At 66.1% G+C, this 24740-nt stretch carries 22 protein-coding genes; 19 read left to right on the forward strand and 3 right to left on the reverse strand.

What is annotated here, in order from left to right:
• The first annotated feature begins 90 nt into the window (after positions 1-90).
• The 12 genes from paaB to NX773_RS14910 all read left to right on the forward strand — a co-directional run bounded on the left by paaB (position 91) and on the right by NX773_RS14910 (position 11458).
• Entirely contained in the window at positions 91-375 is a 285-nt protein-coding gene (paaB, locus tag NX773_RS14855; RefSeq protein ID WP_258823543.1) for a 1,2-phenylacetyl-CoA epoxidase subunit PaaB, read from the forward strand.
• A gap of 8 nt (positions 376-383) precedes the next feature.
• Positions 384-1136 (forward strand): 1,2-phenylacetyl-CoA epoxidase subunit PaaC, encoded by a 753-nt coding sequence (paaC, locus tag NX773_RS14860; RefSeq protein WP_258857092.1) that lies wholly within the window; start codon positions 384-386, stop codon positions 1134-1136.
• Positions 1136-1642, forward strand: a complete 507-nt coding sequence (paaD, locus tag NX773_RS14865) for a 1,2-phenylacetyl-CoA epoxidase subunit PaaD (RefSeq protein WP_258857093.1) — start codon at positions 1136-1138, stop codon at positions 1640-1642. The genes paaC and paaD overlap by 1 nt, the downstream gene beginning before the upstream one ends.
• An 8-nt stretch (positions 1643-1650) precedes the next feature.
• A complete protein-coding gene (paaE, locus tag NX773_RS14870) occupies positions 1651-2727 on the forward strand; it encodes a 1,2-phenylacetyl-CoA epoxidase subunit PaaE (protein ID WP_258857094.1) in 1077 nt (358 codons plus the stop codon).
• A gap of 100 nt (positions 2728-2827) precedes the next feature.
• Complete coding sequence (gene paaG / locus NX773_RS14875; protein WP_258857095.1) at positions 2828-3619, forward strand: 2-(1,2-epoxy-1,2-dihydrophenyl)acetyl-CoA isomerase PaaG; 792 nt, start codon at positions 2828-2830, stop codon at positions 3617-3619.
• 1 nt (position 3620) lies between these two features.
• On the forward strand, positions 3621-5153 hold the full coding sequence (paaH, locus tag NX773_RS14880) for a 3-hydroxyacyl-CoA dehydrogenase PaaH (RefSeq protein WP_258857096.1): 1533 nt from the start codon (positions 3621-3623) through the stop codon (positions 5151-5153).
• On the forward strand, positions 5146-5583 hold the full coding sequence (gene paaI / locus NX773_RS14885) for a hydroxyphenylacetyl-CoA thioesterase PaaI (RefSeq protein ID WP_258823549.1): 438 nt from the start codon (positions 5146-5148) through the stop codon (positions 5581-5583). The genes paaH and paaI overlap by 8 nt, the downstream gene beginning before the upstream one ends.
• A 13-nt stretch (positions 5584-5596) precedes the next feature.
• Positions 5597-6907 carry a phenylacetate--CoA ligase PaaK gene (paaK, locus tag NX773_RS14890; RefSeq protein WP_258857097.1) on the forward strand — a complete coding sequence of 437 codons (1311 nt, stop codon included), beginning with the start codon at positions 5597-5599 and terminating at the stop codon, positions 6905-6907.
• Positions 6908-6924: 17 nt separating this feature from the next.
• Positions 6925-8130, forward strand: a complete 1206-nt coding sequence (gene pcaF, locus NX773_RS14895; RefSeq protein WP_258857098.1) for a 3-oxoadipyl-CoA thiolase — start codon at positions 6925-6927, stop codon at positions 8128-8130.
• Positions 8131-8132: 2 nt separating this feature from the next.
• Positions 8133-8729 (forward strand): phenylacetic acid degradation protein PaaY, encoded by a 597-nt coding sequence (locus NX773_RS14900; RefSeq protein WP_258857099.1) that lies wholly within the window; start codon positions 8133-8135, stop codon positions 8727-8729.
• Positions 8730-8834: 105 nt separating this feature from the next.
• A complete protein-coding gene (gene paaZ, locus NX773_RS14905; protein ID WP_258857100.1) occupies positions 8835-10886 on the forward strand; it encodes a phenylacetic acid degradation bifunctional protein PaaZ in 2052 nt (683 codons plus the stop codon).
• A gap of 116 nt (positions 10887-11002) precedes the next feature.
• Complete coding sequence (locus NX773_RS14910; protein WP_258857101.1) at positions 11003-11458, forward strand: cupin domain-containing protein; 456 nt, start codon at positions 11003-11005, stop codon at positions 11456-11458.
• A gap of 67 nt (positions 11459-11525) precedes the next feature.
• On the opposite strand, the gene argH is transcribed toward NX773_RS14910, so the two are convergent.
• Positions 11526-12923 carry an argininosuccinate lyase gene (gene argH, locus NX773_RS14915; RefSeq protein WP_258857102.1) on the reverse strand — a complete coding sequence of 466 codons (1398 nt, stop codon included), beginning with the start codon at positions 12921-12923 and terminating at the stop codon, positions 11526-11528.
• Between the two features lie 135 nt (positions 12924-13058).
• Here argH and NX773_RS14920 point away from each other — a divergent pair, with 135 nt between their 5' ends.
• From NX773_RS14920 to NX773_RS14945, 6 genes are all read left to right on the forward strand, one after another.
• Complete coding sequence (locus NX773_RS14920; protein WP_258857103.1) at positions 13059-13616, forward strand: hypothetical protein; 558 nt, start codon at positions 13059-13061, stop codon at positions 13614-13616.
• Between the two features lie 89 nt (positions 13617-13705).
• Positions 13706-14140, forward strand: coding sequence for a GNAT family N-acetyltransferase (locus tag NX773_RS14925; RefSeq protein ID WP_258857104.1), 435 nt, complete (start codon positions 13706-13708; stop codon positions 14138-14140).
• A 69-nt stretch (positions 14141-14209) separates the two neighbouring features.
• Complete coding sequence (locus tag NX773_RS14930; RefSeq protein ID WP_370662255.1) at positions 14210-15424, forward strand: cyanophycinase; 1215 nt, start codon at positions 14210-14212, stop codon at positions 15422-15424.
• Positions 15425-15607: 183 nt separating this feature from the next.
• Positions 15608-16708 carry a M42 family metallopeptidase gene (locus tag NX773_RS14935; protein WP_258857105.1) on the forward strand — a complete coding sequence of 367 codons (1101 nt, stop codon included), beginning with the start codon at positions 15608-15610 and terminating at the stop codon, positions 16706-16708.
• A gap of 10 nt (positions 16709-16718) precedes the next feature.
• On the forward strand, positions 16719-18131 hold the full coding sequence (locus tag NX773_RS14940) for an IgA Peptidase M64 (RefSeq protein WP_258857106.1): 1413 nt from the start codon (positions 16719-16721) through the stop codon (positions 18129-18131).
• 150 nt (positions 18132-18281) lie between these two features.
• Complete coding sequence (locus NX773_RS14945) at positions 18282-18944, forward strand: hypothetical protein (RefSeq protein ID WP_258857107.1); 663 nt, start codon at positions 18282-18284, stop codon at positions 18942-18944.
• Positions 18945-19234: 290 nt separating this feature from the next.
• Here NX773_RS14945 and parC read toward each other — a convergent pair whose 3' ends face one another.
• A complete protein-coding gene (gene parC, locus NX773_RS14950; RefSeq protein ID WP_258857108.1) occupies positions 19235-21586 on the reverse strand; it encodes a DNA topoisomerase IV subunit A in 2352 nt (783 codons plus the stop codon).
• Between the two features lie 167 nt (positions 21587-21753).
• The gene (locus NX773_RS14955; protein WP_258857109.1) at positions 21754-23751 is read right to left on the reverse strand and encodes a DNA topoisomerase IV subunit B; all 1998 of its coding nucleotides are present in this window, start codon (positions 23749-23751) and stop codon (positions 21754-21756) included.
• A 140-nt stretch (positions 23752-23891) separates the two neighbouring features.
• Between NX773_RS14955 and NX773_RS14960 the strand changes: the two genes are divergently transcribed.
• Positions 23892-24713, forward strand: coding sequence for a response regulator (locus NX773_RS14960; protein WP_258857110.1), 822 nt, complete (start codon positions 23892-23894; stop codon positions 24711-24713).
• The last annotated feature ends 27 nt before the right edge of the window (positions 24714-24740 follow it).

The raw sequence follows: 24740 nt of genomic DNA on the forward strand, positions 1-24740 counted from the left end.
AGGTCTCCTGCCCACGCGTTCGACTGCACGACGCATAGCTGGACGCGTGGGCAGAATCTGCCCACCCTACAAAACCGAATGGAGACAACAATGAGCAAAGAATGGCCGCTGTGGGAAGTATTCATCCGCAGCCAGCACGGCCTGGCACACAAGCACGTGGGCAGCCTGCATGCGCCGGATGCCGAAATGGCGATCAATAACGCGCGCGACGTTTATACCCGCCGCAACGAGGGCGTCTCGATCTGGGTCGTCAAGGCGCAGGACATCGTCGCATCGAGCCCGGCCGACAAGGAGGCGCTGTTCGAGCCGTCCAACAACAAGGTTTACCGCCACCCGACCTTCTTCCCGATGCCGGAAGAAGTCAAGAACCTGTGAGCGCGGCCATGAACGAGAAGTTCGAATACCTGCTGCGCCAGGGCGACAACGCGCTCATCCTCGCGCAGCAGCTGTGCCAGTGGACCGGCAAGGGCCCCGCGCTGGAAGAGGACATGGCGCTGTCGAACATTGCGCTCGACCTGCTCGGCCAGACCCGCATGTGGCTCACGTACGCCGCCGAGGTCGAAGGCCGGGGGCGCGACGAGGACAAGCTTGCCTTCCTGCGCGACGCCGGCGCCTGCCGCAACTGCCTGCTGGTCGAGCAGCCCAACGGCAGTTACGCCGACACGCTGATGCGCCAGTTCTACTTCGACGTGTGGCACTACTTCCTGATCGAAGGCCTGTCCAATTCGCGCGACGAGCGCATCGCCGAGATCGCCGCCAAGTCGCTCAAGGAAGTGACCTACCACCTGCGCCGCAGCAGCGACCTGGTGGTGCGCCTGGGCGACGGCACCGAAGAGAGCCACGCGCGCATGCAGGCTGCGGCAAACGAGTTGTGGCGCTTCACCGGCGAGATGTTCATCTATGACGCGGTGGACGAGGCGATGGTCAAACAAGGCGTGGCCCCGGCGTCGCAAGTGCTGCGCGCGGCCTTCCTGCAGCACGTGGCCGAGATCTTCGACGAAGCCACGCTCACCGTGCCGCCGCTGGAGACCTACATGCAGCGCGGCGGCAAGCAGGGGCGCCACAGCGAGCGCCTCGGCTACATCCTGGCCGAGATGCAGTTCCTGCAGCGCGCCTATCCGGGCGTGGAATGGTAATGCAGGCGGGGCACGCAACGCGCGAGCAGGTGATGGCCTGGCTCGATGAAGTGGCCGACCCCGAGATCCCCGTGATCTCGGTGGTGGACCTTGGTATCGTGCGCGATGTGGCGTTCGATGGCGACGAATGCGTCGTCACCATCACGCCCACCTACTCGGGCTGCCCGGCCATGCAGGTGATCGCCGAATCGGTGACCGCGGAGCTGAACAAGCACGGCATCGCCAAGGTGCGATTGGCCACGCGGCTCGCGCCCGCATGGACCACCGACTGGATGAGCGACGCCGGCAAGGCCGCGCTCAAGCGCTACGGCATTGCGCCGCCGGCGCAGCAGGCCATCGACATCAGCGGCCTGTCGCGCAGGCTGGCGCCGGAGCCCGACGTGGCATGTCCGCATTGCGGGTCGATGCACACCGCGCTGGTCAGCCAGTTCGGCTCGACGGCATGCAAGGCGCTCTACAAGTGCCTGGACTGCCGCGAGCCCTTCGATTATTTCAAGAGCCATTAAGGCCGAACATGAGCAAATTCTATCCACTGACCGTGGCCGGCGTGCGGCATGAAACGCGCGACGCCATCGCCGTCACCTTCGACGTGCCGGCCGAGTTGAAGGAGACCTTCGCGTACCAGCAGGGCCAGCACCTGACGCTGCGCGCGACCATCGACGGCGAGGACGTGCGCCGTTCGTATTCGATCTGCTCGGCGGTGCAGGACAAGTTGCTGCGCGTGGCCATCAAGCGCACGCCGGGTGGCTTGTTTTCGAGCTGGGCGAACGAAAGCCTCAAGCCAGGCATGACGCTTGACGTGATGCCGCCGATGGGCCACTTCAACGTGCCGCTCGACCCGGCCAACGAAAAGCATTACCTCGCGTTCGCCGCCGGCAGCGGCATCACGCCCATCCTGTCGATCATCAAGACCACGCTGGCGGCGGAACCGGGGAGCCGCTTCACGCTCGTGTACGGCAACCGCGCCACCTCGTCGGTGATCTTCCGCGACGAGCTGACCGACCTGAAGGACAGCTACCTCGAACGGCTGCGGCTGGTGTATGTGATGAGCCGCGAGCAGCAGGACATCGATCTGTTCAACGGCCGCATCACCGGAAACAAGTGTGCCCAGTTCCTGAAGCACTGGATCGACATCGACGAGATCGACATGGCCTTCATCTGCGGGCCGGAAGAGATGATGCATGGCGTATCGGCCGCGCTGCAGAAGGCCGGGCTGCCGAAGGAGTGCATCCGCATCGAACTGTTCGCGGCCAGCATCCCGAAACACGAGCATCGGCCGCGCAAGGTGGAAGCGGGCGTGCAGCATCAGACCGAGGTGACGGTCATCATGGACGGCAACGCGACCAGCTTCAGCATGGACAAGGATAAGGAGTCGGTGCTGGACGCGGGCCTGCGCGCCGGCCTGGACATGCGCTACTCGTGCAAAGGCGGTGTATGCTCGACCTGCCGCTGCAAGGTGATGGAAGGGCAGGTCGAGATGGACGTGAACTACGCGCTGGAAGACTACGAAGTGGCGCGTGGCTTCGTCCTGAGCTGCCAGAGCTTCCCGCTCACCGACAAGGTGGTGCTGGACTTCGACATCGCGGAATGACACCGCAAGCTCCTGCACCAGCGGCGCACTAAAACAACGTCGTCCCGGCGAAGGCCGGGACCCATGCTGAGTGTGCAGTGTGTCACACGAGAGGATAAACATGAACTACGAATCGATCCGCTTCACGATCGACAACGGCATCGCCATACTGACCCTGAACCGTCCGGACAAGCTGAACAGCTTCACCCAGGCGATGCACCTGGAGGTGCGCCACGCGCTGGAGCAGGTGCAGTCCGACCGCTCGGTGCGGGTGCTGGTGCTCACCGGCGCCGGCCGCGGGTTCTGCGCCGGCCAGGACTTGTCCGACCGCGCCGTCGAGCCGGGCTCGCCGGGAGTGGACCTGGGCGCGTCGGTCGAGCAGTTCTACGCCCCGCTGGTCATGTCGCTGCGGTCGCTGCCCATGCCCGTGATCTGCGCTGTCAATGGCGTGGCCGCCGGTGCCGGCGCCAACCTCGCGCTGGCCTGCGACATCGTCCTGGCCGCCAAATCCGCCAGCTTCATCGAAGCGTTCTGCAAGCTGGGCCTGATCCCCGACACCGGCGGTACCTGGCACCTGCCGCGCACCGTTGGCATGGCGCGCGCCATGGGCCTGGCCATGCTGGGCGAGAAGCTCCCCGCCGAAAAGGCCGAGGAATGGGGCCTGATCTGGCGCGCCGTGCCGGACGAGTCGCTGATGGAAGAGGCGATGAAGATGGCCACGCACTTTGCCAGCGCGCCCACCAAGGGCCTGGCGTTCACCAAGAAGGCGCTGCAGGCCAGCTACGCCAACACGCTGCCGCAGCAGCTGCAGCTGGAAGCGGACATGATGCGCGAGCTGGGCTACAGCCACGACTACCGCGAAGGCGTGGCCGCGTTCATGGCCAAGCGCGCCCCGCAATTCAAGGGCGAATAAGATGGCGAACGCTCTTCCGAAAGGCAGCATCGTCGCGGTCGTGGGCAGCGGCGCCATGGGTTCCGGCATTGCGCAGGTGGCCGCCGCCGCTGGCTATCCGGTGCGGCTGTACGACTCCCGCCCGGAAGCGGTGGCAAAGGCGATTGCGGACATCGGCAAGGCCTACGCGCGCCTGGTCGAAAAGGACCGCATGAGCAGCGCTGAAGCGAACCTGGCTCGCGAACGCCTGCACCCGGCCAGCACGCTGGAAGAACTGGCCGACGCCGCCATCGTGGTCGAGGCCATCGTCGAGAACCTGGACGTCAAGCGCAAGTTGTTTGCGGACCTGGAAGCGATCGTCGGCGAGCGCTGCATCCTCGCCACCAACACCTCGTCGATCTCGATCACGTCGATCGCCGCGCCGCTGCGCCGGCCGGAGCGCCTGGTTGGCATGCACTTCTTTAACCCGGTTCCGCTCATGGCGCTGGTGGAGGTGATCAGCGGCCTGGCCACCAGCCGCGAGGTGGCCGAGATCGTGAACGCGACGGCGCAAGCGTGGGGCAAGGAGCCGGTGCACGCCAGGTCCACCCCCGGCTTCATCGTCAACCGCGTGGCTCGTCCGTACTACGCCGAGGCGCTGCGCCTGCTGCTCGAGCGCGCCGCCGATCCGGCCACGCTCGACGCCGTCATGCGCGACTGCGGGGGCTTTCGCATGGGGCCGTTCGAGCTCATGGACCTGATCGGCCATGACGTCAACTTCTCGGTCACGCAATCGGTCTTCAACGCCTACTTCGGCGACCCGCGCTTTACGCCGTCGGTGCTGCAGCAGGAGCTGGTCAACGCCGGCTTCCTGGGCCGCAAATCGGGGCGCGGCTTCTATCGCTATGGCGAAGACGCCACCAGGCCCGAACCGCAGCTGGAGCCGCACCGGCCCGCGCCCGCGCATGTGAGCTTTGGCCCGGGCGCGCAAGATGCCATGTCCGACGCCATCGCGCAGCGCCTGAAGGCCGCTGGCGTGCAGGTGATTGCCGACGCCGAGCGTGGCGAAGCGCGCTTTCACTTGCAGAACACGGCAATCCACCTGACCGACGGGCGCACTGCCACCGAGCGCGCCAGCGAAAGCGAAGTGCGCGATACCGTGCTGTACGACCTGCTGCTCGACCCCGCGGGCGCCACGCGCATTGCGCTGGCCCGCGCCGACCAGTGCAGCGATGCCGCATACAACGGCGCGGTTGGCCTGTTCCAGGCAGCCGGCTTCGCGGTCACGCGCATCGACGATGTTCCGGGCATGACCGTCATGCGCACCGTCGCCATGCTCGCCAACGAGGCTGCGGACGCAGTCAACCAGGGCGTATGCAGCGCCGCCGCGGTGGATACCGCGATGCGCAAGGGCGTGAACTACCCGCGCGGCCCGCTGGCGTGGGCCGACTCGGTCGGCATCGAACAGATCGTCATCGTTCTTTCCAATCTCGCAGCCAGTTATGGCGAAGACCGCTATCGCGTCTCGCCGCTGCTGCGCCGTAAGCTGTCAGCAGGAGCAAGGTTTCATGCATAGGGATCCACAAGCACTGGCCGAACTGGCCGGCAAAACGATGTACGAGCGCGACCCGGCCAGCAAGGCGCTCGGCATGACGCTCGACGAGATCCGTCCGGGCTACGCGCGCATGTCGATGGCGGTGCGCGGTGATATGCTCAACGGCCACGGCACCTGCCACGGCGGTTTCATCTTCACGCTGGCCGACAGCGCGTTTGCCTTCGCATGCAACTCGCATAACCTGGCTGCCGTGGGCGCGGCTTGCAGCATCGACTACCTGGCCCCGGGGCGCGAAGGCGATACGCTCACGGCCGAAGCTGTGGAACAGGCCGTGACCGGCAAGACCGGCGTGTACGACATCGTGGTGACCAACCAGGAGGGCCGCAAGATCGCGCTCTTCCGCGGCAAGTCGCACCGGGTCAGCGGCCACGTGGTCGACGTCCCCACCTGACAAAGGAGGCAGCATGGCCAAGAGTACCGCCGACCCGGGCGCGCTGGACCCGATCGAGTGCGCCAGCCGCGACGAGCTGCAGGCCCTGCAACTGCAGCGCCTGAAGTGGTCGCTGCGCCATGCGTATGACAACGTCCCGCACTACCGCGCCGCGTTCGATGCGGCCGGCGTGCACCCGGACGACCTCAAGACCCTGGCCGACCTGGCCAGGTTCCCCTTCACCGACAAGAAGACCCTGCGCGACAATTACCCGTTCGGGCTGTTTGCCGTGCCGCGCGAGCAGGTCGTGCGCATCCACGCCTCGTCCGGCACCACCGGCAAGGCCACCGTGGTGGGCTACACCCGGCAGGACATCGACAACTGGGCCGGCCTGGTGGCGCGTTCGATCCGCGCTGCTGGCGGCAGGCCCGGCGACATGATCCACGTGGCCTACGGCTACGGGCTGTTCACCGGCGGGCTGGGCGCGCACTACGGGGCCGAACGGCTCGGCTGTACGGTGGTCCCGATGTCCGGCGGGCAGACCGAAAAGCAGGTCCAGCTGATCAATGACTTCAAGCCTTCGGTCATCATGGTCACGCCGTCGTACATGCTGACCCTGATCGAGGAATTCGCGCGCCAGGGGCTCGACCCGTCGGCCTCCTCGCTGCGTGTCGGGATCTTCGGCGCGGAGCCGTGGACCGAGGCGATGCGCGCCGAGATCGAAGAGCGCGCCGGCATCGACGCGGTGGACATCTACGGCCTGTCCGAAGTCATGGGCCCGGGCGTGGCCAGCGAGTGCGTGGAGAGCAAGGACGGGCCGGTGGTGTGGGAAGACCACTTCTACCCGGAGATCGTCGATCCCGAGACCGGCGAAGTGCTGCCCGAAGGGGAGGAGGGCGAACTGGTGTTCACCTCGCTGACCAAGGAAGCGCTGCCGGTGATCCGCTACCGCACGCGCGACCTCACGCGGCTGCTGCCGCCCACCTCGCGCTCGATGCGGCGCATGGGCAAGGTCACCGGCCGCTCCGACGACATGCTCATCATCCGCGGCGTGAACGTCTTCCCCAGCCAGATCGAGGAACTGATCCTCAAGATGCCGGCGCTGGCGCCGCAGTACCAGCTGGTGCTGGCGCGCGAAGGCCACCTGGACACGCTTGAAGTGCTGGCCGAGCTGCGCGAGGACCTGGGCCACGAGGCGGTGGACCGGCTCGCGCGCGAACTGCAGTACCGCATCAAGACCAACATCGGCGTGACGACGCGCGTGACCCTGCTGCCCTCGCAGGGCATCGAGCGCACGCTCACGGGCAAGGCCCGGCGCGTCGTGGACAAGCGCCACAAACAGTGAACACAAGGAGATTTGAAGTGACCGATGCATTCATCGTCGATGCCATCCGCACCCCGTTCGGCCGCTACGGCGGCGCGCTCGCTTCGGTGCGCGCGGACGACCTGGCCGCGCTGCCGATCGCCGCGCTCATCGAGCGCAACAAGGGCGTGGATTGGACCATGCTGGACGACCTGTACTACGGCTGCGCCAACCAGGCGGGAGAGGACAACCGCAACGTTGGCCACATGGCCGGGCTGCTGGCGGGCCTGCCGCCTGAGGTGCCAGGCAATACCATCAACCGCCTGTGCGGATCGAGCCTGGACGCCGTCGGCACCGCCGCGCGCGCGATCCGCGCCGGCGAAGCGAATCTCGTCATCGCCGGCGGCGTCGAAAGCATGACCCGTGCGCCTTTCGTGATGGGCAAGGCCGACAGCGCCTTTTCGCGCGCCGCAAAGATCGAGGACACCACCATCGGCTGGCGCTTCGTGAATCCGCTGATGAAGGCGAAATACGGCATCGATTCGATGCCCGAGACGGCGGAGAATGTTGCGCGCGAGTTCAACGTCAACCGCGCCGACCAGGATGCGTTCGCGCTGCGCAGCCAGCAGCGCTGGGCCAAGGCCAATTCCGCCGGCTTCTTCAAGGACGAGATCGTGCCGGTCACGATCCACGGCAGGAAGGGCGAGTCGCGCGTGTTCGACACCGACGAGCACCCGCGCCCGGACACCACCATCGAGGCGCTCGCCAGGCTGAAGGGCGTGGTCACGCCGGACGGCACCGTCACCGCCGGTAACGCGTCCGGCGTGAACGACGGAGCCTGTGCGCTGTTGCTGGCGTCTGGCGCCGCGCTGGACCGATTTGGCCTCAAGCCGCGCGCCCGCGTGCTCGGCATGGCCACCGCCGGCCTGCCGCCGCGGATCATGGGCTTTGGCCCGTCGCCCGCTTCGAAAAAGGTGCTGGCCCAGACCGGCCTTTCCATCGGCCAGATGGACGTGATCGAACTGAATGAGGCGTTCGCCGCGCAAGGGCTGGCCGTCACGCGCGACCTGGGGCTGCCGGACGGCGCCGAGCACGTGAACCCGAACGGCGGTGCGATCGCCATCGGCCATCCGCTCGGCGCTTCCGGCGCGCGACTGGTCACGACCGCCGTCAACCAGCTGCATCGCACCGGTGGCCGCTACGCGCTGTGCACCATGTGCATTGGCGTTGGGCAGGGCATTGCACTCATCATCGAGCGAGTGTGAACATGGTCAAGGTTTACGAAATCAATGGCGTGCGCCCGGTGGTGCATCCGACCGCGTACGTGCATCCGAGCGCGGTGCTGATCGGCGACGTGATCGTCGGTCCTCGCTGCTACATCGGGCCGCTGGCGTCGATGCGTGGCGACTTCGGCCGGCTGGTGCTGGAAGAGGGCGCCAACCTGCAGGACACATGCGTGATGCACGGCTTTCCGGGCGAAGTGACCATCGTCGAAGTGGACGGCCACATCGGCCATGGCGCCGTGCTGCACGGGTGCCAGGTCAAGCGTAACGCCATGGTGGGCATGAACGCGGTCGTGATGGATGGCGCCGTCGTGGGCGAGGAATCGATCGTGGCCGCATCGAGCTTCGTCAAGGCGAGGATGATCATTCCGCCGCGCTCGCTCGTGATGGGCACGCCGGCGCGCATCGTGCGCGCGCTGACCGATGACGACGTGAAATGGAAGATGCGGGGTACGAAGCAGTACCACGACCTGAACGTTCGCTCGCTGCAAACGATGCGCGAGGTCGAGGCGTTCACCGAACCGGAACCTGGCCGCCGCGGCATCGACTTCGGGCCGGACCTGCATAAACCCAAAACTTAAACAACCGTCGTCCCCGCGCAGGCGGGGACCCATAGACCGCGTGAATGCACGCTCAGCATGGGTTCCCGCCTGCGCGGGAACGACGGCACCTGAGGAGACGATTACATGGGCAACCTCTCGACCCTGCAAAGCTTCATCGGCGGCCGCTGGCTCGGCCAGGAAGCGCACACCCTGCTGCACAGCGCGCTCGACAACAAGCCGATCTACCAGACGCACGCCGAAAAAATCGACTTCGCCGAAGCGGTGCACTACGCGCGCAAGACCGGCGTCCCCGAGCTGATGAAGCTCGACTTCCAGAAGCGCGCCCAGCGCCTGAAAGCGCTGGCGCTGTACCTCATGGAGCGCAAGGAAGAGCTGTACGAAATCTCGCACCTGACCGGCGCCACCCGCCCGGACAGCTGGGTGGACGTGGAAGGCGGCATCGGCACCCTGTTCGCCTACGCCAGCATGGGCAGCCGCGAGCTGCCGTCCTCCAACGTGCTGCACGAGGGCCCGGCCATGGCGCTGGGCAAGCGCGGCGGCTTTTCGGGAACGCACATCCTGGTGCCGCGCGGTGGTCTGGCGGTGCACATCAACGCCTTCAATTTCCCGATCTGGGGCCTGCTGGAAAAATTCGCGCCCAGCTTCCTGGCTGCCATGCCGTGCATCGGCAAGCCCGCCACCGCCACCAGCTACCTGACGCACGCGGTGGTCAAGATGATGATGGAATCGAAGCTGCTGCCAGAGGGCTCGCTTCAGCTCGTCATCGGCGGCACCGGCGACCTGCTCGACCGCCTGACCGGGTTCGATGCGGTGACCTTTACCGGTTCGGCCGACACCGCCGCCAAGCTGCGCGCCAACCCCAACCTGATAGCGCAGGCCGTGCCGTTCACCGCCGAGGCGGATTCGCTCAACGCTGCGATCCTGGCGCCGGACGTGACGCCTGATGATCCCGAATTCGACCTGTTCGTGAAAGAGGTTGTGCGCGAGATGACCGGCAAGGCGGGCCAGAAGTGCACCGCGATCCGCCGCATCATCGTGCCCGAAAACCGCGCCGAGGCGCTTGGCCAGCGCCTGCGCGAGCGTCTTGCCAAGGTCGTTGTCGGCAACCCGAAGATGGAAGGCGTGCGCATGGGCGCGCTGGCCTCGCTCGACCAGCACCGCGACGTGTCCGAGCGCGTGGAGCAGCTCGCGCGCGGCAATGAGGTGCTGTTTTCAGGCCGCGACGGCTTCAAGCCGCTGGGCGAGGGCGCCGAGAGCGGCGCCTTCTTCAGCCCCACGCTGCTCCTGTGCCGCAACGCCATGAGCAACGACGCGGTGCACGACATCGAAGCCTTTGGCCCGGTGAGCACCATGATGACCTACACCGACATCGACGAGGCGCTGGAACTGGCCGCACGCGGCAAGGGCAGCCTGGTGACCACGCTGGTGACCAGGGACCCGGCGATTGCCGCGCATGCCGTGCCCATCGCAGCGGCCTCGCACGGCCGTGTGCACATCCTCGACCGCGAAGCATCTGTCGATTCCACCGGCCACGGCTCGCCGCTGCCGCAGCTCAAGCACGGCGGCCCGGGACGCGCCGGCGGTGGCGAGGAGCTGGGCGGCATCCGCGCCGTCAAGCACTTCCTGCAGCGCGCGGCGGTGCAGGGATCGCCGACGATGCTGACGGCCGTGACGGGTGAATACGTGCGCGGCGGCGCGGTCAAGGAAAGCGACATCCACCCGTTCCGCCGCTACTTCGAGGACCTGGAGATTGGCCACTCGCTGCTCACGCACCGCCGCACCGTGAGCGAGGCGGACATCGTCAACTTTGGCGGTGTCTCGGGCGACTACTTCTACATGCATTTCGACGAGATCGCGGCCAAGGAAACGCAGTTCGGCAAGCGCATCGCGCACGGCTACTTCGTGCTGTCGGCGGCGGCGGGCCTGTTCGTCTCGCCTGCACCGGGGCCTGTGCTGGCCAACTATGGGCTGGACAACCTGCGCTTCGTGGCGCCGGTGGCCATTGGCGACACCATCCGCGCGCGCCTGACCTGCAAGCGCAAGGTGGACCGCAACCGCACCGACGAGCAGGGCCGCGGGCAGGGGGTGGTGGCATGGGACGTGCAGGTGACCAACCAAAACGACGAGCTGGTGGCCAGCTACGACATTCTCACGCTGGTGCAAAAGCGCGGCTGATCGTCCAATAGCTCAACGTGTGGGCAGGAACCTGCCCACCCTACGCGACGCATCACGGTAGGGTGGGCAGCTCGTCTGCCCACGCGTTCAACAATTGTAAGCAGACCGGAGGAAGCATGCCAAAACTCGACCTGAGCAACATCGAACAACGCAAGGGCACCAACTACCCCGAGCAGTTCGCCGGCCCGATGAAGGAGCGCATCCGCCAGCGCCTGGGCGACGCCGCCGGCCTGACCCAGTTCGGCGTCAACCTGCTTCAGCTTTCGCCCGGCAGCTGGTCCGCCCAGCGCCACTGGCATTCGCACGAGGACGAATTCGTTTATATCGTTTCCGGCGAAGTGGTGCTGGTCACGGACGAGGGCGAGCAGGTCATGCGCGCAGGCGACTGTGCAGGCTTCCCCGCAGGTGTGCCCGACGGCCACCACCTGGTCAACCGCAGCGACCAGGTCGCGATCTGCCTTGAAGTGGGCACTCGGAACCCGCAGCAAGACCGTGCCGAGTACCCGGACATCGACATGGTCTGTCATCCGGGCCGCGACGGCTACCACCACAAGGACGGCACGCCGTACTGATCGTCGCACAGGCAAAAAAAGAGGGCGAATCGCTCGCCCTCTCTTCCTGTTGCGCGCCGGCGCTGTGTCAGCCTTCCAGCTGCTTGCGCACCCGGGCAATGGCCGAACGCACCTGGTTCGGCGCCGTGCCGCCCACATGGTCGCGCGCCGCCACCGAACCTTCCAGCGTGAGCACTGCATACACGTCCTGTTCGATCAACGGCGAGAACTCGCGCAGCCGCTCGAGCGGCATTTCGGACAGGTCGCACTTGGCGATGTCGCACGCGCGCACCGCGCGCGCCACGGCCTCGTGCGCGTCGCGGAACGGCAGGCCCTTCTTGACCAGGTAGTCCGCCAGGTCGGTCGCGGTGGCGTAGCCCTGCAGCGCGGCCGCGCGCATTGCTTCCGGCTTGACGGTGATGCCGCCGGCCATGTCGGTGAAGATGCGCAGCGTGTCGATCAGCGTGTCCACGGTGTCGAACAGCGGTTCCTTGTCTTCCTGGTTGTCCTTGTTGTACGCCAGCGGCTGGCCTTTCATGAGCGTGAGCAGGCCCATCAGGTGGCCGTACACGCGGCCGGTCTTGCCGCGCGCGAGCTCGGGCACGTCCGGGTTTTTCTTCTGCGGCATGATCGACGAGCCGGTGCAGAAGCGGTCGGCGATGTCGATGAAGCCCACGCGCGGGCTCATCCACAGGATCAGCTCTTCCGACATGCGCGAGATGTGCATCATGATGAGCGACGCAGCCGCCGTGAATTCGATCGCGAAGTCGCGGTCCGAGACGGCATCCAGCGAGTTGTGGCACACGTCCTCGAAGCCGAGGGTTTTGGCCACGCGCAGGCGGTCGATCGGGAAGGTGGTGCCGGCCAGGGCGGCGGCGCCCAGCGGCAGACGGTTCACGCGGCGGCGCGCGTCCTGCATGCGCTCGGCGTCGCGGCCGAACATCTCCACGTAGGCCAGCATGTGGTGGCCGAAAGTGATCGGCTGGGCCACCTGCAGGTGGGTAAAGCCCGGCAAAATGGTGTCGGCATGGCGTTCGGCCAGGTCAACCAGCGCGGAGCGCAACCCGGCCAGCATGCCCAGCACGTCGTCGATGGCGGCGCGCATGTACAGGCGAATGTCGGTGGCCACCTGGTCGTTGCGCGAACGGCCCGTGTGCAGGCGCTTGCCGGCGTCGCCCACCAGCTCGGTCAGGCGCTTCTCGATATTCAGGTGCACGTCTTCCAGGTCGAGCAGCCATTCAAAGCTGCCGGCCTCGATCTCGCCGCGGATCTGCGCCATGCCGCGCTCGATCTCGGCGCGGTCCTGCTGGCTGATGATGCCCTGCGCGGCCAGCATTTCGGCATGCGCGAGCGAGCCTTCGATGTCGAACAGCGCCAGGCGCTTGTCGAAGAAGACGGAGGCGGTATAGCGTTTGACGAGGTCCGACACGGGTTCGGAAAAGCGGGCCGACCAGGCTTCGGCCTTCTTGGAAAATTGATCAGTCATGGGGGAATGGTCCGGTTTGATTTACACGATTATAAACTGCGCCGGGCCAGGGACAGGGGAAGCGGCGGGTTGAAAAGACGGTTAGAATCCGCAATTAGCAGTCTATTAATTCATTAAATAACAACAGGAGACAACATGAAGCGATTCGCACAGCTCGGCCTGGCGGCGGTTCTCGCACTTGGCCCGTTCACCGGCAGCGCCTTCGCGCAGCAGGCCCAGGCCAACGCCCCGACGGTCCAGGCGCAGGCAAAGGACGTGGAGTCCATCGACGGCATCGTCGCCGCACTGTACGACGTGATCTCCGGCCCGGCCGGCAAGGAGCGCGACTGGAACCGCATGCGTTCGCTGTTCGCCGCCGACGGCACGCTGCGCGCGGTGGTGCCCAAGGACGGGGCGTTCGTGATCCGCACCATGAGTGTTGACGACTACATCACCCGCAACAGCCCGCATTTTGCGTCCAATGGCTTCTTCGAGAGCGAAGTGGCGCGCACGACCGAAGTGTTCGGCCAGGTGGCGCAGGTGTTCTCCACCTACCAGTCCAAGCATGCCAGTTCGGACGCGCAGCCGTTCGCGCGCGGGATCAACAGCATTCAGCTGTACAACGACGGCAAGCGCTGGCACATCGTCAGCGTGCTGTGGCGCGGCGAGGACGCGAACCTCAAGCTGCCCGAGCGCTACCTGAAAAAACAGTAACGATTTGGCATCGCTGGTTGGCGCTCGCACAGGACGTTGGTGTTTCGCCAATCAGCGCTAGAATGGCCTTTTCAGCCGGATTGCATGACATGCTCAACGATTCCAACTTCCAGATCAGCACCGACCGGTCGCGGCTCGACGTCGCGATGATCTACCGCTTCCTGAGCGAGCAATCTACCTGGGCGATCGGCATCTCGCGAGATGTCGTCGAGCGCTCGATCGAGAACTCGCTGTGTTTCGGCGGCTTTGTCGATGGCCGCCAGGTGGCGTTTGCCCGTGTGATCACCGATTACGCCACTTTCGCGAACCTGGTGGACCTGTTCGTACTGCCCGAATACCGCGGCCGCGGTTATTCAAAATGGCTGATGCAGGCGATCATCGATCATCCCAGCCTGCAGCGCCTGCGCCGCTTCACGCTCGCCACCAGCGACGCGCACGGGCTGTACACCCGTTTCGGCTTCACCGCGCCCGCCAAGCCCGAGACACTGATGGAGCGCTATTTCCCGAATATTTACCTCTCCTGACCACGCTCAACACGGCGACACCCTTCTGGAATCAGGCTTACGATTGTCCGGCCAGGAGGAGGGAGTCGCATGTTTCGATTCGCTGTTCGTGTCGCGTTAGCGCTGTCCATGTTGAGCGGCGCTGGCATCCAGGCTGCCGAAGCCTTGGCCATCAAGGGCTCGCTGGTTATTATCGGCGGCAACCTGCGGGCCGATAACGCTGCCGTCTGGGAGCGCATTGTGCAGCTCGCCGGCGGCAAGGGCGCCCGCATCGCCGTTTTCGCCTCCGCCTCGGCCTACCCCGAGACCACCGGCATGAACAATGTCGAGCGGCTCGACAAGTACGGCGCCGACGCCTTCTTCGTGCCAGTCGCCGTCAAGCTGGCGGGCGTCGACTACAAAGCCATGGCGGACGACCCCGAGGTCGCGGCGGCGGTGCGCGGCGCAGGCGGCGCCTATTTCGCCGGCGGTGACCAGGAGCGCATCACGCGCGCGCTCAAGCACCCGGACGGCAGCAACACGCTGGTGCTGGACGCGCTGTGGGACATGTACCGGCGCGGCGGCGTGATCGCCGGTTCCAGCGCCGGCGCTGCCATCATGAGCAGCACCATGTTCGGCGCTCCCAAGCCGGTGCTGGCCACGCTCAAGCTGGGCGTGGCGGACGGCCATGAGATCACGCAGGGCCTGGGCTTCATCGGCGACGACGTGTTCGTCGACCAGCACCTCCTGGTGCGCGGGCGCTTTGCGCGCATGCTGCCGGCCATGCTCAAGAAGGGCTACAAGCTCGGGCTGGGCATCGACGAGAACACGGCCATGGTGGTGAGCCCCAACCGCGACGTCGAAGTGGTCGGCTACAAGGGCGCGCTCCTGATCGACCTGGCGGGCGCCAGCGCGCAGGACGGGCCGTTCAACGTGGCCAATGTGCGCCTGAGCTACCTGGACAACGGCGACCGCTTCAACATCGCCACCCGCAGTTTCACCCCGTCGCCGGACAAGGCCGACGGCAAGCTCGATCCGGCCAAGCCCTACTACCGCGAGCCGCTGTTCTCGGCGGACATCCTCGGCAACAGCACCGTGGTGGACCTGATGGCCAAGCTGATCGACAGCGACCAGCAGGACGCGATCGGCCTCACGCTCGGCAGCCCGCACGGCGTGCAGCCGGACCTGGGCTTCGAGTTCAAGTTCTCCCGCACCAGCGACAGCGTCGGCTACCAGTCGTCCGCCACCGACGCGTATTCCGTCTATAACGTCCGCCTGGATATCCGTCCCATCCTGATCCGGCGGCCGTTGTACCAGTACAAGTGAGCCCGCGCCCTCGGGCGCGTGAGGCGAGGCAACATTAGTGCTATATTGCCACGATCTGTCCCGGTGGCACCGTGCCGGGAGGTTCATCGCACTTTGTCACCTCGGAGTTCACTCGTGCTGAAAGCTCTTCGCCTGATCGGTCAATCGGCTTGCGTCGCCGTGCTGGCGCTAACGGTTCAAACAATGGATGCAAAAGCGGCTGACCGGGTCGAACTCCTGCTTGAGAAGCTGTCGAACGCGGCAGGTCCCCCGGGCGCGGAAGAGGCGGTACGTGCAATCATGGTGAACGAGATGAAGGCTTACGCCAGCGAGCCGATCCGCTACGACGGGCTCGGTTCCGTCATCGCCCAGCAGGGCAAGACCGGGCCGCGCATCATGATCGACGCCCACATGGACGAACTGGGCGGCATGGTGCGGCGCGTGACGTCGGATGGCTTCGTTACCATGCAGATGCTCGGCGGCTGGCTGGACCAGGCCCTGCTCGGCCAACGCTGGATCATCATCGGTTCCAAGGGGCCTGTGCGCGCGGTGACCGGCATTCGTGACATCCACATCGTGCCTGCCGACGAGCGCACCAAGGTCTATCCGCGTGACGCGATTTTCCTCGACGTTGGGGCGAAAAACGCGAAGGAAGCGGCTGACATGGGCCTGTCGCCGGGCGACCCGGTGGTGCCCGACGCGCCGTTCATGGTCCTGAACGGCAGCAAAAACTATGTTGGCAAAGCGTGGGACGACCGCATCGGCTGCGCCGTGCTGATCGAAGCCATGCGCCGCACGGCCACCATGGCGCACCCCAACCAGCTGTTTTACGTCGCCACCACGCAAGAGGAAATCGGCCTGCGCGGTGCGCGTACGGCCACGCAAACGGTCAAGCCCGACATCGGCATCGCCATCGAAGGCGGCATCAGTGGTGACACGCCGGGTTCAAAGCCGGAGGAAACCCAGGCCAGGCTGGGCGCCGGGCCTGGCATGTTCCTGTACGACTCCAGTACGCTGCCCAACCGTAAACTGGTGGCCTTCACGCGCAAGACGGCAGCGGCAAACAAGCTGCCGCTGCAGGCCGACCTGGTGCAAGGCTACGGCGACGACTCGGCCGAAATGCAGCTCAGTAACGGCGGCACGCCCACCATCAACCTGGTGGTGCCGGTACGGTACACGCACGCGCACAACGGCGTGGTCATTCGCCAGGACTTCGATCAGATGGTGGAGCTGGTGGTGGCAATGCTGATGCAGCTCGACGCAAAGACGGTGGCGCAACTGCGCGACTTTGCCCCGGCCCAGTAAGGCGGCCCCCGTGTTCCTCACGACGAATCGCTTCCTGTTGGCCGCGCTGGCGCTGGCGGCATCGCTCGCGCAGGCGCAAACGCAGCCCGCGATAATCCGTGTCGACTACACCCACAGTGGCAACGCGCTGTCAGACCAGTACGCCCTTGAACGCGTGCTGGTCGAGCCGCTGCCGTGGCCGGGCGACATGAACAAGCCGTTCGACGACACCAACCGCGGCCAGAACCGGGTCGAGGTGGCGGACGCGAAGACCGGCGACCTGCTGTACTCGCGCGACTTCTCCACCGTGTTCGGAGAGTGGCGCACCACCGAGGAAGCCGGCCGCATGAGCCGCGCGTTCCACGAATCGGTGCGCTTTCCCAAGCCGGACCGCCCGGTGCGCGTGCGCATCCTCAAGCGCGACGAGCGCAATGCGTTCTCGATGGCGTGGACCGTGGAGGTGGATGCGGATGCGCAGGACGTGATCCGCAAGCAGCCGCCGGCGCCGGCCAGGCCGATCCCGATCAAGGTCAGCGGGCCATCGCCGCACAAGGTGGACCTGCTGATCCTCGGCGACGGCTACACGCAGGCCGAGATGGCCAAGTTCGAAGCAGACGCCAGGCGCCTGTCGCAGCACCTGTTCGACGTCACGCCGTTCAAGGAGCGTGCCAGCGACTTCAACGTGTGGGCAATGGCCGTGCCCACGCAGGAGTCCGGCGTGTCGCGCCCATCGACCGGGACCTATCATGCCTCGCCGCTCGGCGCCCGCTACGACGTGTTCGGCAGCGAACGCTACGTGCTGGCGCTGGACAACCGCGCGCTGCGCGACATCGCCCAGTACGCGCCGTACGAGTTCATCGAAATCCTGGTCAACAACGAGACCTACGGCGGCGGCGGCATCTTTGGCCAGTTCAGCACCGCAGCCGCCGGCAACAGCTGGGCCAACTACCTGTTCGTGCACGAGTTCGCGCACCACTTTGCCGGGCTGGCCGACGAGTACTACACCTCGCCGGTCGCGTACCAGTCCAGCAGCGCGCGCCCCGAGCCGTGGGAGCCAAACGTGACCGCGCTGCGCGACCCCGCCAGGCTCAAATGGCGCCAGCACGTGCAGGCGGGCACGCCGCTTCCCACGCCGTGGCCCAAAGCCGAGTACGAGGAATACTCGCGCGCCTATCAGAAAAAGCGCGCCGCGCTGCGGGCGGCAAACGCGCCCGAGTCCGAGATGGATGCCCTGTTCCGTGAAGACCTGGCCCACACCAATGCCTTGTTCGCGCGCCAGAAGTACCACGGCGCGGTGGGCGCATTCGAAGGCGCGAACTACGAAGCCAGCGGCTATTACCGGCCGGCAATGCAATGCATCATGTTCGACCGCAGCGAGCGCTTCTGCCCCGTCTGCCAGGACGCCATCTCCGCCATCATCGACCTGTACGCCGGCCATCGTTGACGTCTTCCACGGCCGGGTTCGGTTGTGTGAGCTGGCGAACAGACCTGTCTTTTTCCGCGTCCTATGCTGGAACTCAGCATGACAAAAAGTTACGACACCGGCGCAATGACCGGCGTTTGCCCAACCATCGAAACGGAAAGAGGACACACGATGAACAAATTGCTCGCTACCCTGATCGGCGGCCTGCTTGCCGCCTCCGCTTATGCGCAGACCGGCACCCAGGCCACCCAGCCGACCCGCACCACGCCGCCGCTGAACTCGACCACGCCGGCGACCCAGTCCACCACCGTTGACCCGGCCACCAACAGCGGCGCCGTCAACCAGAACAGCGCAATGGGCGCGGCCGGCAGCACCGCCGGCACCACCAGCGCGACCAGCTCCAGCACCACGACCACCACCACGACCACCAGCCACGACATGGCCAAGGCCCAGTCCGACGCCGACAAGGACGTGGCCAAGGCCGAGGAGAAGGAAGTCAAGGCCGATGCCAAGGCCGACAAGAAGCTGAACAAGGCAGCCGCCAAGGCCGAGAAGAAGAAAGCCAAGGCACAGGAAAAGGCCGCCAGGAAGCAGGCGGACGCCACCGAGAAGGTGACGAAGGCCGATCCGGAAGACCGCGCCAAGGCAGAGGCGAAGGCGGAGAAGAAAATCGCCGACGCCAACTACGACGCGCAGAAGAAGATGATCAAGGCCGACGAGAAGCTCAACAAGGTCAAGGCCGAGACCAGTGCCGACAAGGCCAAGGCGCACGCCAAGACCGAAGAGAAGCGCGGCGAGGCTGCAGCCGACCTGCACAAGAGCGCCGCGAAGTAAGCTTTACCACGGGGCGGCAGCAACGCCCGGCTGGCCTTTGTCGCCAACACAGGAACAGCCGATCGTACGCTGCCGGTCCGTACTCCGATCCAAGTAGGAGATTGGGCGCCTGATGGCGCCATTTTTTTTGTTGTGCGTGACCGGCGGCGTGGGCATCATGCGTTCGCACGGCCGACTGGTAGGGTGGGCAGCTTGCTGCCCACGCGTTCAACGAATGCCCGCATGACCGCGGCCTTCGAAAACGCCGGTTGAACGCGTGGGCGGGGGACCCGCCCACCCTACGGGGCGGGTTACTCGGACTGCGCTTTCGCCACGTCGCCTTCGGTGTAGCGCGGCGCCAGGTCCTGGGCCTTGATCTTCTGGACCAGCGGCTTGCCCTTGCGCGCGCGTTTGCCGAAGTGCGGCTCGAGCACGCTGCCGAACAGCTCCACGATGCGCGGCTTGGAGCCGGCCCAGGTGCCCAGCACGTTCACGCCGCGCGGGCTGATCGGCTGCACGGCCAGCAGCTTCTCCTTCGGCTCCAGCTCCATCAGGATCACGCCACGGCCGCCGTTGGTCAGCGTCTTCATCTCGTCGATGCCGAACACCAGCACGCGGCCCTTCTCGGACAGGCAGGCGATCGCGCCGGCATTGTCCTGCACCACGCGCGGGAACAGCGGCACCGCGCCTTCGTCCAGCGTGATAAACGATTTACCACCTTTCAGGCGGCTGACCATGTCGCCAGCCTTGGTGATAAAGCCAAAGCCGTTCGAGCTCGCCATGACCAGGCGCGTATCGGCCTTGCCGGCGAAGTAGTGGAGGATGCGAACGCCGCCCGACAGGTCGACCAGGGTCGAGATGGGCACGCCGTCGCCGCGCGCGCCCGGCAGCGCCGACACCGGCACCGAATACACCTTGCCGTTGTCGCCAAAGCCCAGCAGCGTGTCCACCGTGCGGCACTCGAAGGCGCCGTACAGCGAGTCGCCGGCCTTGAACGTGAACTGCGACGGATCGTGGCCGATGCCGGTGCGCGCGCGCACCCAGCCTTTTTCCGAGATGATGACGGTGACCGGCTCGTCGATCACCTTCTGCTCGGCCACCGCCTTCTGCGCTTCCTCGATCAGCGTGCGGCGCGCGTCGCCGAACTGCTTGGCGTCCTGCTCGATCTCCTTGATGATCAGGCGTTTCATCGAGTTCGGGTTGTCCAGTATGTCCTGCAGCTTTTCCTTTTCGCCGCGCAGCTCGGCCAGCTCCTGCTGGATCTTGATCGCTTCCAGCCGGGCCAATTGGCGCAGGCGGATTTCCAGGATGTCCTCGGCCTGGCGCTCGGTCAGGCGGAAGCGCGCCATCAGCGCCTCCTTCGGATCGTCCGAATTGCGGATGATGTGAATCACCTCGTCGATGTTCAACAGGACCGTCTCGCGGCCCTCCAGGATGTGGATGCGGTCGTTGACCTTGCCCAGCCTGAACTCCGTGCGGCGGCGCACGGTGACGAAGCGGTAGTCGATCCACTCCTGCAGAATCTCGGACAGGCCCTTCTGGCGCGGGCGGCCGTCGCCGCCGATCATCACCAGGTTGATCGGGCTCGAGGTCTCCAGCGACGTGTGTGCCAGCAGGATGTTCATGAACTCGGCCTGGTCCTGGTTCTTCGACTTCGGCTCGAACACCAGGCGCACCGGCGCGTCGCGGCCGGCTTCGTCGCGCACGGTGTCGAGCGCCGACAGGACGGTCTGCTTGAGCGCCTGCTGCTCGGGCGTGAGCGTCTTCTTGCCGAGCTTGACCTTGGGGTTGGTCAGTTCTTCGATCTCTTCCAGCACGCGCTGGGCCGAGGTACCAGGCGGCAGTTCGGTGACCACCGCCTGCCACTGGCCGCGCGCCAGCTCTTCGATCTTCCAGCGCGCGCGCACCTTGAGCGAGCCGCGGCCGTTCGTGTACATGTCGGCGATCTGCGACGCCGGCGTGATGATCTGGCCGCCGCCCGGATAGTCCGGGCCGGGGATGTAGGTCATCAGCTCGGCGTGCGTGATCTTCGGGTTCTTGATCATGGCGACGGTGGCGTCGGCCACCTCGCGCAGGTTGTGCGACGGGATCTCGGTCGCCAGGCCCACGGCGATGCCCGATGCGCCGTTCAGCAGCACCATCGGCAGGCGTGCAGGCAGCGTGCGCGGTTCCTCGGTCGAGCCGTCGTAGTTGGGCTGGAAGTCCACCGTGCCCATGTCGATCTCGTCCAGCAGCAGGCGCGAGATCGGGGTCAGGCGCGCTTCGGTGTAGCGCATCGCCGCGGCGCCGTCGCCGTCGCGCGAGCCGAAGTTACCCTGGCCGTCGATCAGCGGGTAGCGCAGCGAAAAGTCCTGCGCCATGCGCACCAGCGCGTCGTACACCGACTGGTCGCCGTGCGGGTGCAGCTTGCCGAGCACGTCGCCGACCACGGCGGCCGATTTGCGCGGCTTGGCGGTCGGGCCCAGGCCCAGTTCGTTCATCGCGTACAGGATGCGGCGCTGCACCGGCTTCTGGCCGTCCGAGACGTCCGGCAGGGCGCGGCCCTTGACTACCGAGACCGCGTAGTCGAGGTAGGCGCGTTCGGCGAACGTGGACAGGATCAGCGCTTCGCCGTTGTCGTTCGGTTCGTTTTGCTGTTCAAAGAGGTTTGCTTGGATAGACATATTCAGTATTCGGTCAGTGTTCGGGCTAACTCTGCTTGGCGCATGCGGTCTTGCCAGCGTTCTATGGGTTCCCGCCTGCGCGGGAACGACGGTCTTAGAGCTAGCTCATGAACGTCGTCCCCGCGCAGGCGGGGACCCATGGACGGCGTGAACGGCCGCGCACAAAATCAGATATCCGCCTCCGTCTCGTTCCCGTGCTCCTCGATCCACGCGCGGCGTGCGGCCGCTTCGCCTTTACCCATCAGCATATTGAAGCGCGCGGCCGATTCGGCCACGCCGAAGTCGCCCAGCGCCACCGGCAGCAAGCGCCGCGTGTCCGGGTTCATGGTGGTTTCCCACAGCTGCTCGGCATTCATCTCGCCCAGGCCCTTGAAGCGCGAGATCCCCCACGAGCCTTCCTTCAGCCCTTCCTTCTTCAGCTTGTCCTCGATCGCGAGCAGTTCGCCATCGTCCAGCGCGTACAGCTTCTGGATCGGTTTCTTGCCGCGCGCCGGCACGTCCACGCGGTACAGCGGCGGACGCGCGATGCAGATGTGGCCGTGGTTGAACAGCGCCGGGAAGTGCTTGAAGAACAGCGTGAGCAGCAGCACCTGGATGTGCGAGCCGTCCACGTCCGCATCGGACAGGATGCAGATCTTCCCATAGCGCAGGCTAGAGAGGTCCGGGCTGTCGCCCTCGCCGTGCGGATCGACGCCGATGGCCACCGCGATGTCGTGGATCTCGTTGTTCGCAAACAGGCGGTCGCGCTCGGTCTCCCACGAGTTGAGCACCTTGCCGCGCAGCGGCAGGATCGCCTGGAATTCCTTGTCGCGGCCCATCTTGGCCGAGCCGCCCGCCGAGTCACCCTCGACCAGGAACAGCTCGTTGCGCGTGATGTCGGACGATTCGCAATCGGTCAGCTTGCCCGGCAAAACGGCCACGCCGGACGACTTCTTCTTCTCGACCTTCTGCGCCGAGCGCATGCGCGACTGCGCCTGCTTGATGACGAGGTCGGCCAGCTTCTTGCCGTACTCGACATGCTCGTTCAGCCACAGCTCCAGCGACGGCTTGGTGAAGGTGGACACCAGCCGCACCGCGTCGCGCGAGTTCAGGCGTTCCTTGGTCTGGCCCTGGAACTGCGGGTCGAGTACCTTGGCCGACAGCACGAACGAGACGCGCGCGAACACGTCCTCCGGCAGCAGCTTGACGCCCTTGGGCAGCAGCGAGTGCAGCTCGACAAAGCTCTTCACCGCGCCGAACAGGCCCTCGCGCAAGCCCGATTCATGCGTGCCGCCGGAAGGCGTGGGGATCAGGTTCACGTACGACTCGCGCACCACCTGGCCTTCCTCGGTCCAGGCCACCACCCATGCCGCGCCTTCGCCTTCGGCAAAGCCTTCGTCGCCGGGCGGCGCGAACTGGGCGCCTTCGAACACAGGGATCACCGGCTGGCCGTTCGACACCTGGGCCAGCGCCTCGTTCAGGTAGCCGCGCAGGCCCTCGTCGTAGCGCCAGGTCTGGGTGTCGCCGGTCTTGGCGTTGGTGAGCGTGACGGTCACGCCCGGCAGCAGCACGGCCTTCGAGCGCAGCAGGCGCTGCATCTCGGCCATGGGGATGTTCGGCGAGTCAAAATACTTCGGGTTCGGCCAGGCCGTCACGCGCGTGCCGGACTTCTTGCCGTCGCGCGGGGCCGGGCGCGAAGCCAGTGGCTCGACCACGTCGCCGTCCGCGAACGCCATCTCGTGGTAGCCGTTGCCGGCGTCGTCCTTGCGCCACACCTCGATCTTCAGGCGAGTGGACAGCGCGTTGGTGACCGACACGCCCACGCCGTGCAGGCCGCCGGAGAACGCGTACGCGCCGCCCGCGCCCTTGTCGAATTTGCCACCGGCGTGCAGGCGCGTGAACACGATCTCCACGGTCGGCACGTGCTCTTCCGGGTGCAGGCCGACCGGAATGCCGCGGCCGTCGTCGTCCACGGTTACCGAGCCGTCGGTATTGATCGTCACCGCGATGTGCTTGCAGTGGCCGCCCAGCGCCTCGTCCGAGGCGTTGTCGATCACTTCCTGGATGATGTGCAGCGGGTTCTCGGTGCGGGTGTACATGCCCGGCCGCTGCTTGACCGGTTCGAGTCCCTTCAGGACCCGGATGGATGATTCGCTGTAGTCGGTTGCCGGTTTTTTAGTCGCCATGCTGGATCTTCATTTATACGGATGCCTGCGCATTCTAGCTTGTCGTCAGGAAAATAAGGAGTCGCGGCCAGTCTGGCCTTGTCACTTTGCTCAATCGCGACTAGATTGGTCGTTTTGGGACGCTTGTTCGGGTCCATGCCATGCATGCACCAAAACCCCCGTTTGCGGTACGCCTGATCGGGTTCGCCCAGGATGAGGGCGCGCGGCTGGCAGCCGCGTTGACGCGCTCGCCGGCGTCGGGGCCGGGCTATTTTTGCCTCTTGGACGAGAGTTTGCAAGAGCCGGACCTGTTTGTGGCCAACGGCGCGGACCCGCTGGCGCTGGCGCGGCTCGAGTCCGCGCGGCCCGGGCCGCTGCAGCCGGCGGTGGTGGTGGGTGGCGTGCCGGACCAGCTGCACTGGCCCTGCCTGTCCGTCCCGCTGGACGACGCGCGCCTGCACGGCGTGCTGGCCCAGCTGATGACCCGGCGCGAACAGGCGCTCGGCCAGCTGGCCGCGCCGCCCCGGCCACTGTCCACCGACCGCCGGCGCCACGCGCGCCTGGAAACCGACCAGCCGGTCGATGCGTTCTACAGCCGGCGCCAGCCGCCGCCCAGCGGCGCCGTGCTCATCATCGACAAGGGCGGCGCCTTCCGCGACCATGTGGCCGAGGTGCTGGGCGCGCGCAAGCAGCCGGTCGAATGGACCGACAGCGCGCCGACCGCGGTGCGCCTGTGCGACGAGACGCCGGTCTCGCTCGTGATGATCAACACCTCCACGCCCGGCATCGATCCGTATGCGCTGTGCAGCCAGATCAAGTCGCAGGGTGGGGCGGCGCGTACGGCCGTGATCTTCCTCGTCAGCCGCAACTTCCACTACGACAGCCTGCGCGCGCGTGACGCGGGCGTGCGCGGACTGCTCGACAAGCCGGTGGCGGACCGGCACCTGGTGGCGGCCCTGCACAAGCTGCTCTCGCTGCCGTGATAGCACTAGAAACCGTCGTCCCGGCGG

Origin of the sequence: Massilia solisilvae (genome assembly GCF_024753215.1) — a bacterium.
Lineage (GTDB): Bacteria > Pseudomonadota > Gammaproteobacteria > Burkholderiales > Burkholderiaceae_D > Telluria > Telluria solisilvae.

What these genes read in the sequence shown, in the direction of transcription:
- NX773_RS14925 (WP_258857104.1), top strand. Translation starts at nt 13,706, where the DNA reads ATGCTCAACGATTCCAACTTCCAGATCAGCACCGACCGGTCGCGGCTC.
- NX773_RS14910 (WP_258857101.1), top strand. Translation starts at nt 11,003, where the DNA reads ATGCCAAAACTCGACCTGAGCAACATCGAACAACGCAAGGGCACCAAC.
- NX773_RS14955 (WP_258857109.1), bottom strand. Translation starts at nt 23,751, where the DNA reads ATGGCGACTAAAAAACCGGCAACCGACTACAGCGAATCATCCATCCGG.
- NX773_RS14930 (WP_370662255.1), top strand. Translation starts at nt 14,210, where the DNA reads ATGTTTCGATTCGCTGTTCGTGTCGCGTTAGCGCTGTCCATGTTGAGC.
- parC (WP_258857108.1), bottom strand. Translation starts at nt 21,586, where the DNA reads ATGTCTATCCAAGCAAACCTCTTTGAACAGCAAAACGAACCGAACGAC.
- NX773_RS14935 (WP_258857105.1), top strand. Translation starts at nt 15,608, where the DNA reads ATGGATGCAAAAGCGGCTGACCGGGTCGAACTCCTGCTTGAGAAGCTG.
- paaC (WP_258857092.1), top strand. Translation starts at nt 384, where the DNA reads ATGAACGAGAAGTTCGAATACCTGCTGCGCCAGGGCGACAACGCGCTC.
- argH (WP_258857102.1), bottom strand. Translation starts at nt 12,923, where the DNA reads ATGACTGATCAATTTTCCAAGAAGGCCGAAGCCTGGTCGGCCCGCTTT.
- paaI (WP_258823549.1), top strand. Translation starts at nt 5,146, where the DNA reads ATGCATAGGGATCCACAAGCACTGGCCGAACTGGCCGGCAAAACGATG.
- NX773_RS14920 (WP_258857103.1), top strand. Translation starts at nt 13,059, where the DNA reads ATGAAGCGATTCGCACAGCTCGGCCTGGCGGCGGTTCTCGCACTTGGC.
- paaE (WP_258857094.1), top strand. Translation starts at nt 1,651, where the DNA reads ATGAGCAAATTCTATCCACTGACCGTGGCCGGCGTGCGGCATGAAACG.
- paaD (WP_258857093.1), top strand. Translation starts at nt 1,136, where the DNA reads ATGCAGGCGGGGCACGCAACGCGCGAGCAGGTGATGGCCTGGCTCGAT.
- paaG (WP_258857095.1), top strand. Translation starts at nt 2,828, where the DNA reads ATGAACTACGAATCGATCCGCTTCACGATCGACAACGGCATCGCCATA.
- NX773_RS14900 (WP_258857099.1), top strand. Translation starts at nt 8,133, where the DNA reads ATGGTCAAGGTTTACGAAATCAATGGCGTGCGCCCGGTGGTGCATCCG.
- NX773_RS14945 (WP_258857107.1), top strand. Translation starts at nt 18,282, where the DNA reads ATGAACAAATTGCTCGCTACCCTGATCGGCGGCCTGCTTGCCGCCTCC.
- paaK (WP_258857097.1), top strand. Translation starts at nt 5,597, where the DNA reads ATGGCCAAGAGTACCGCCGACCCGGGCGCGCTGGACCCGATCGAGTGC.
- NX773_RS14960 (WP_258857110.1), top strand. Translation starts at nt 23,892, where the DNA reads ATGCATGCACCAAAACCCCCGTTTGCGGTACGCCTGATCGGGTTCGCC.
- paaZ (WP_258857100.1), top strand. Translation starts at nt 8,835, where the DNA reads ATGGGCAACCTCTCGACCCTGCAAAGCTTCATCGGCGGCCGCTGGCTC.
- paaB (WP_258823543.1), top strand. Translation starts at nt 91, where the DNA reads ATGAGCAAAGAATGGCCGCTGTGGGAAGTATTCATCCGCAGCCAGCAC.
- paaH (WP_258857096.1), top strand. Translation starts at nt 3,621, where the DNA reads ATGGCGAACGCTCTTCCGAAAGGCAGCATCGTCGCGGTCGTGGGCAGC.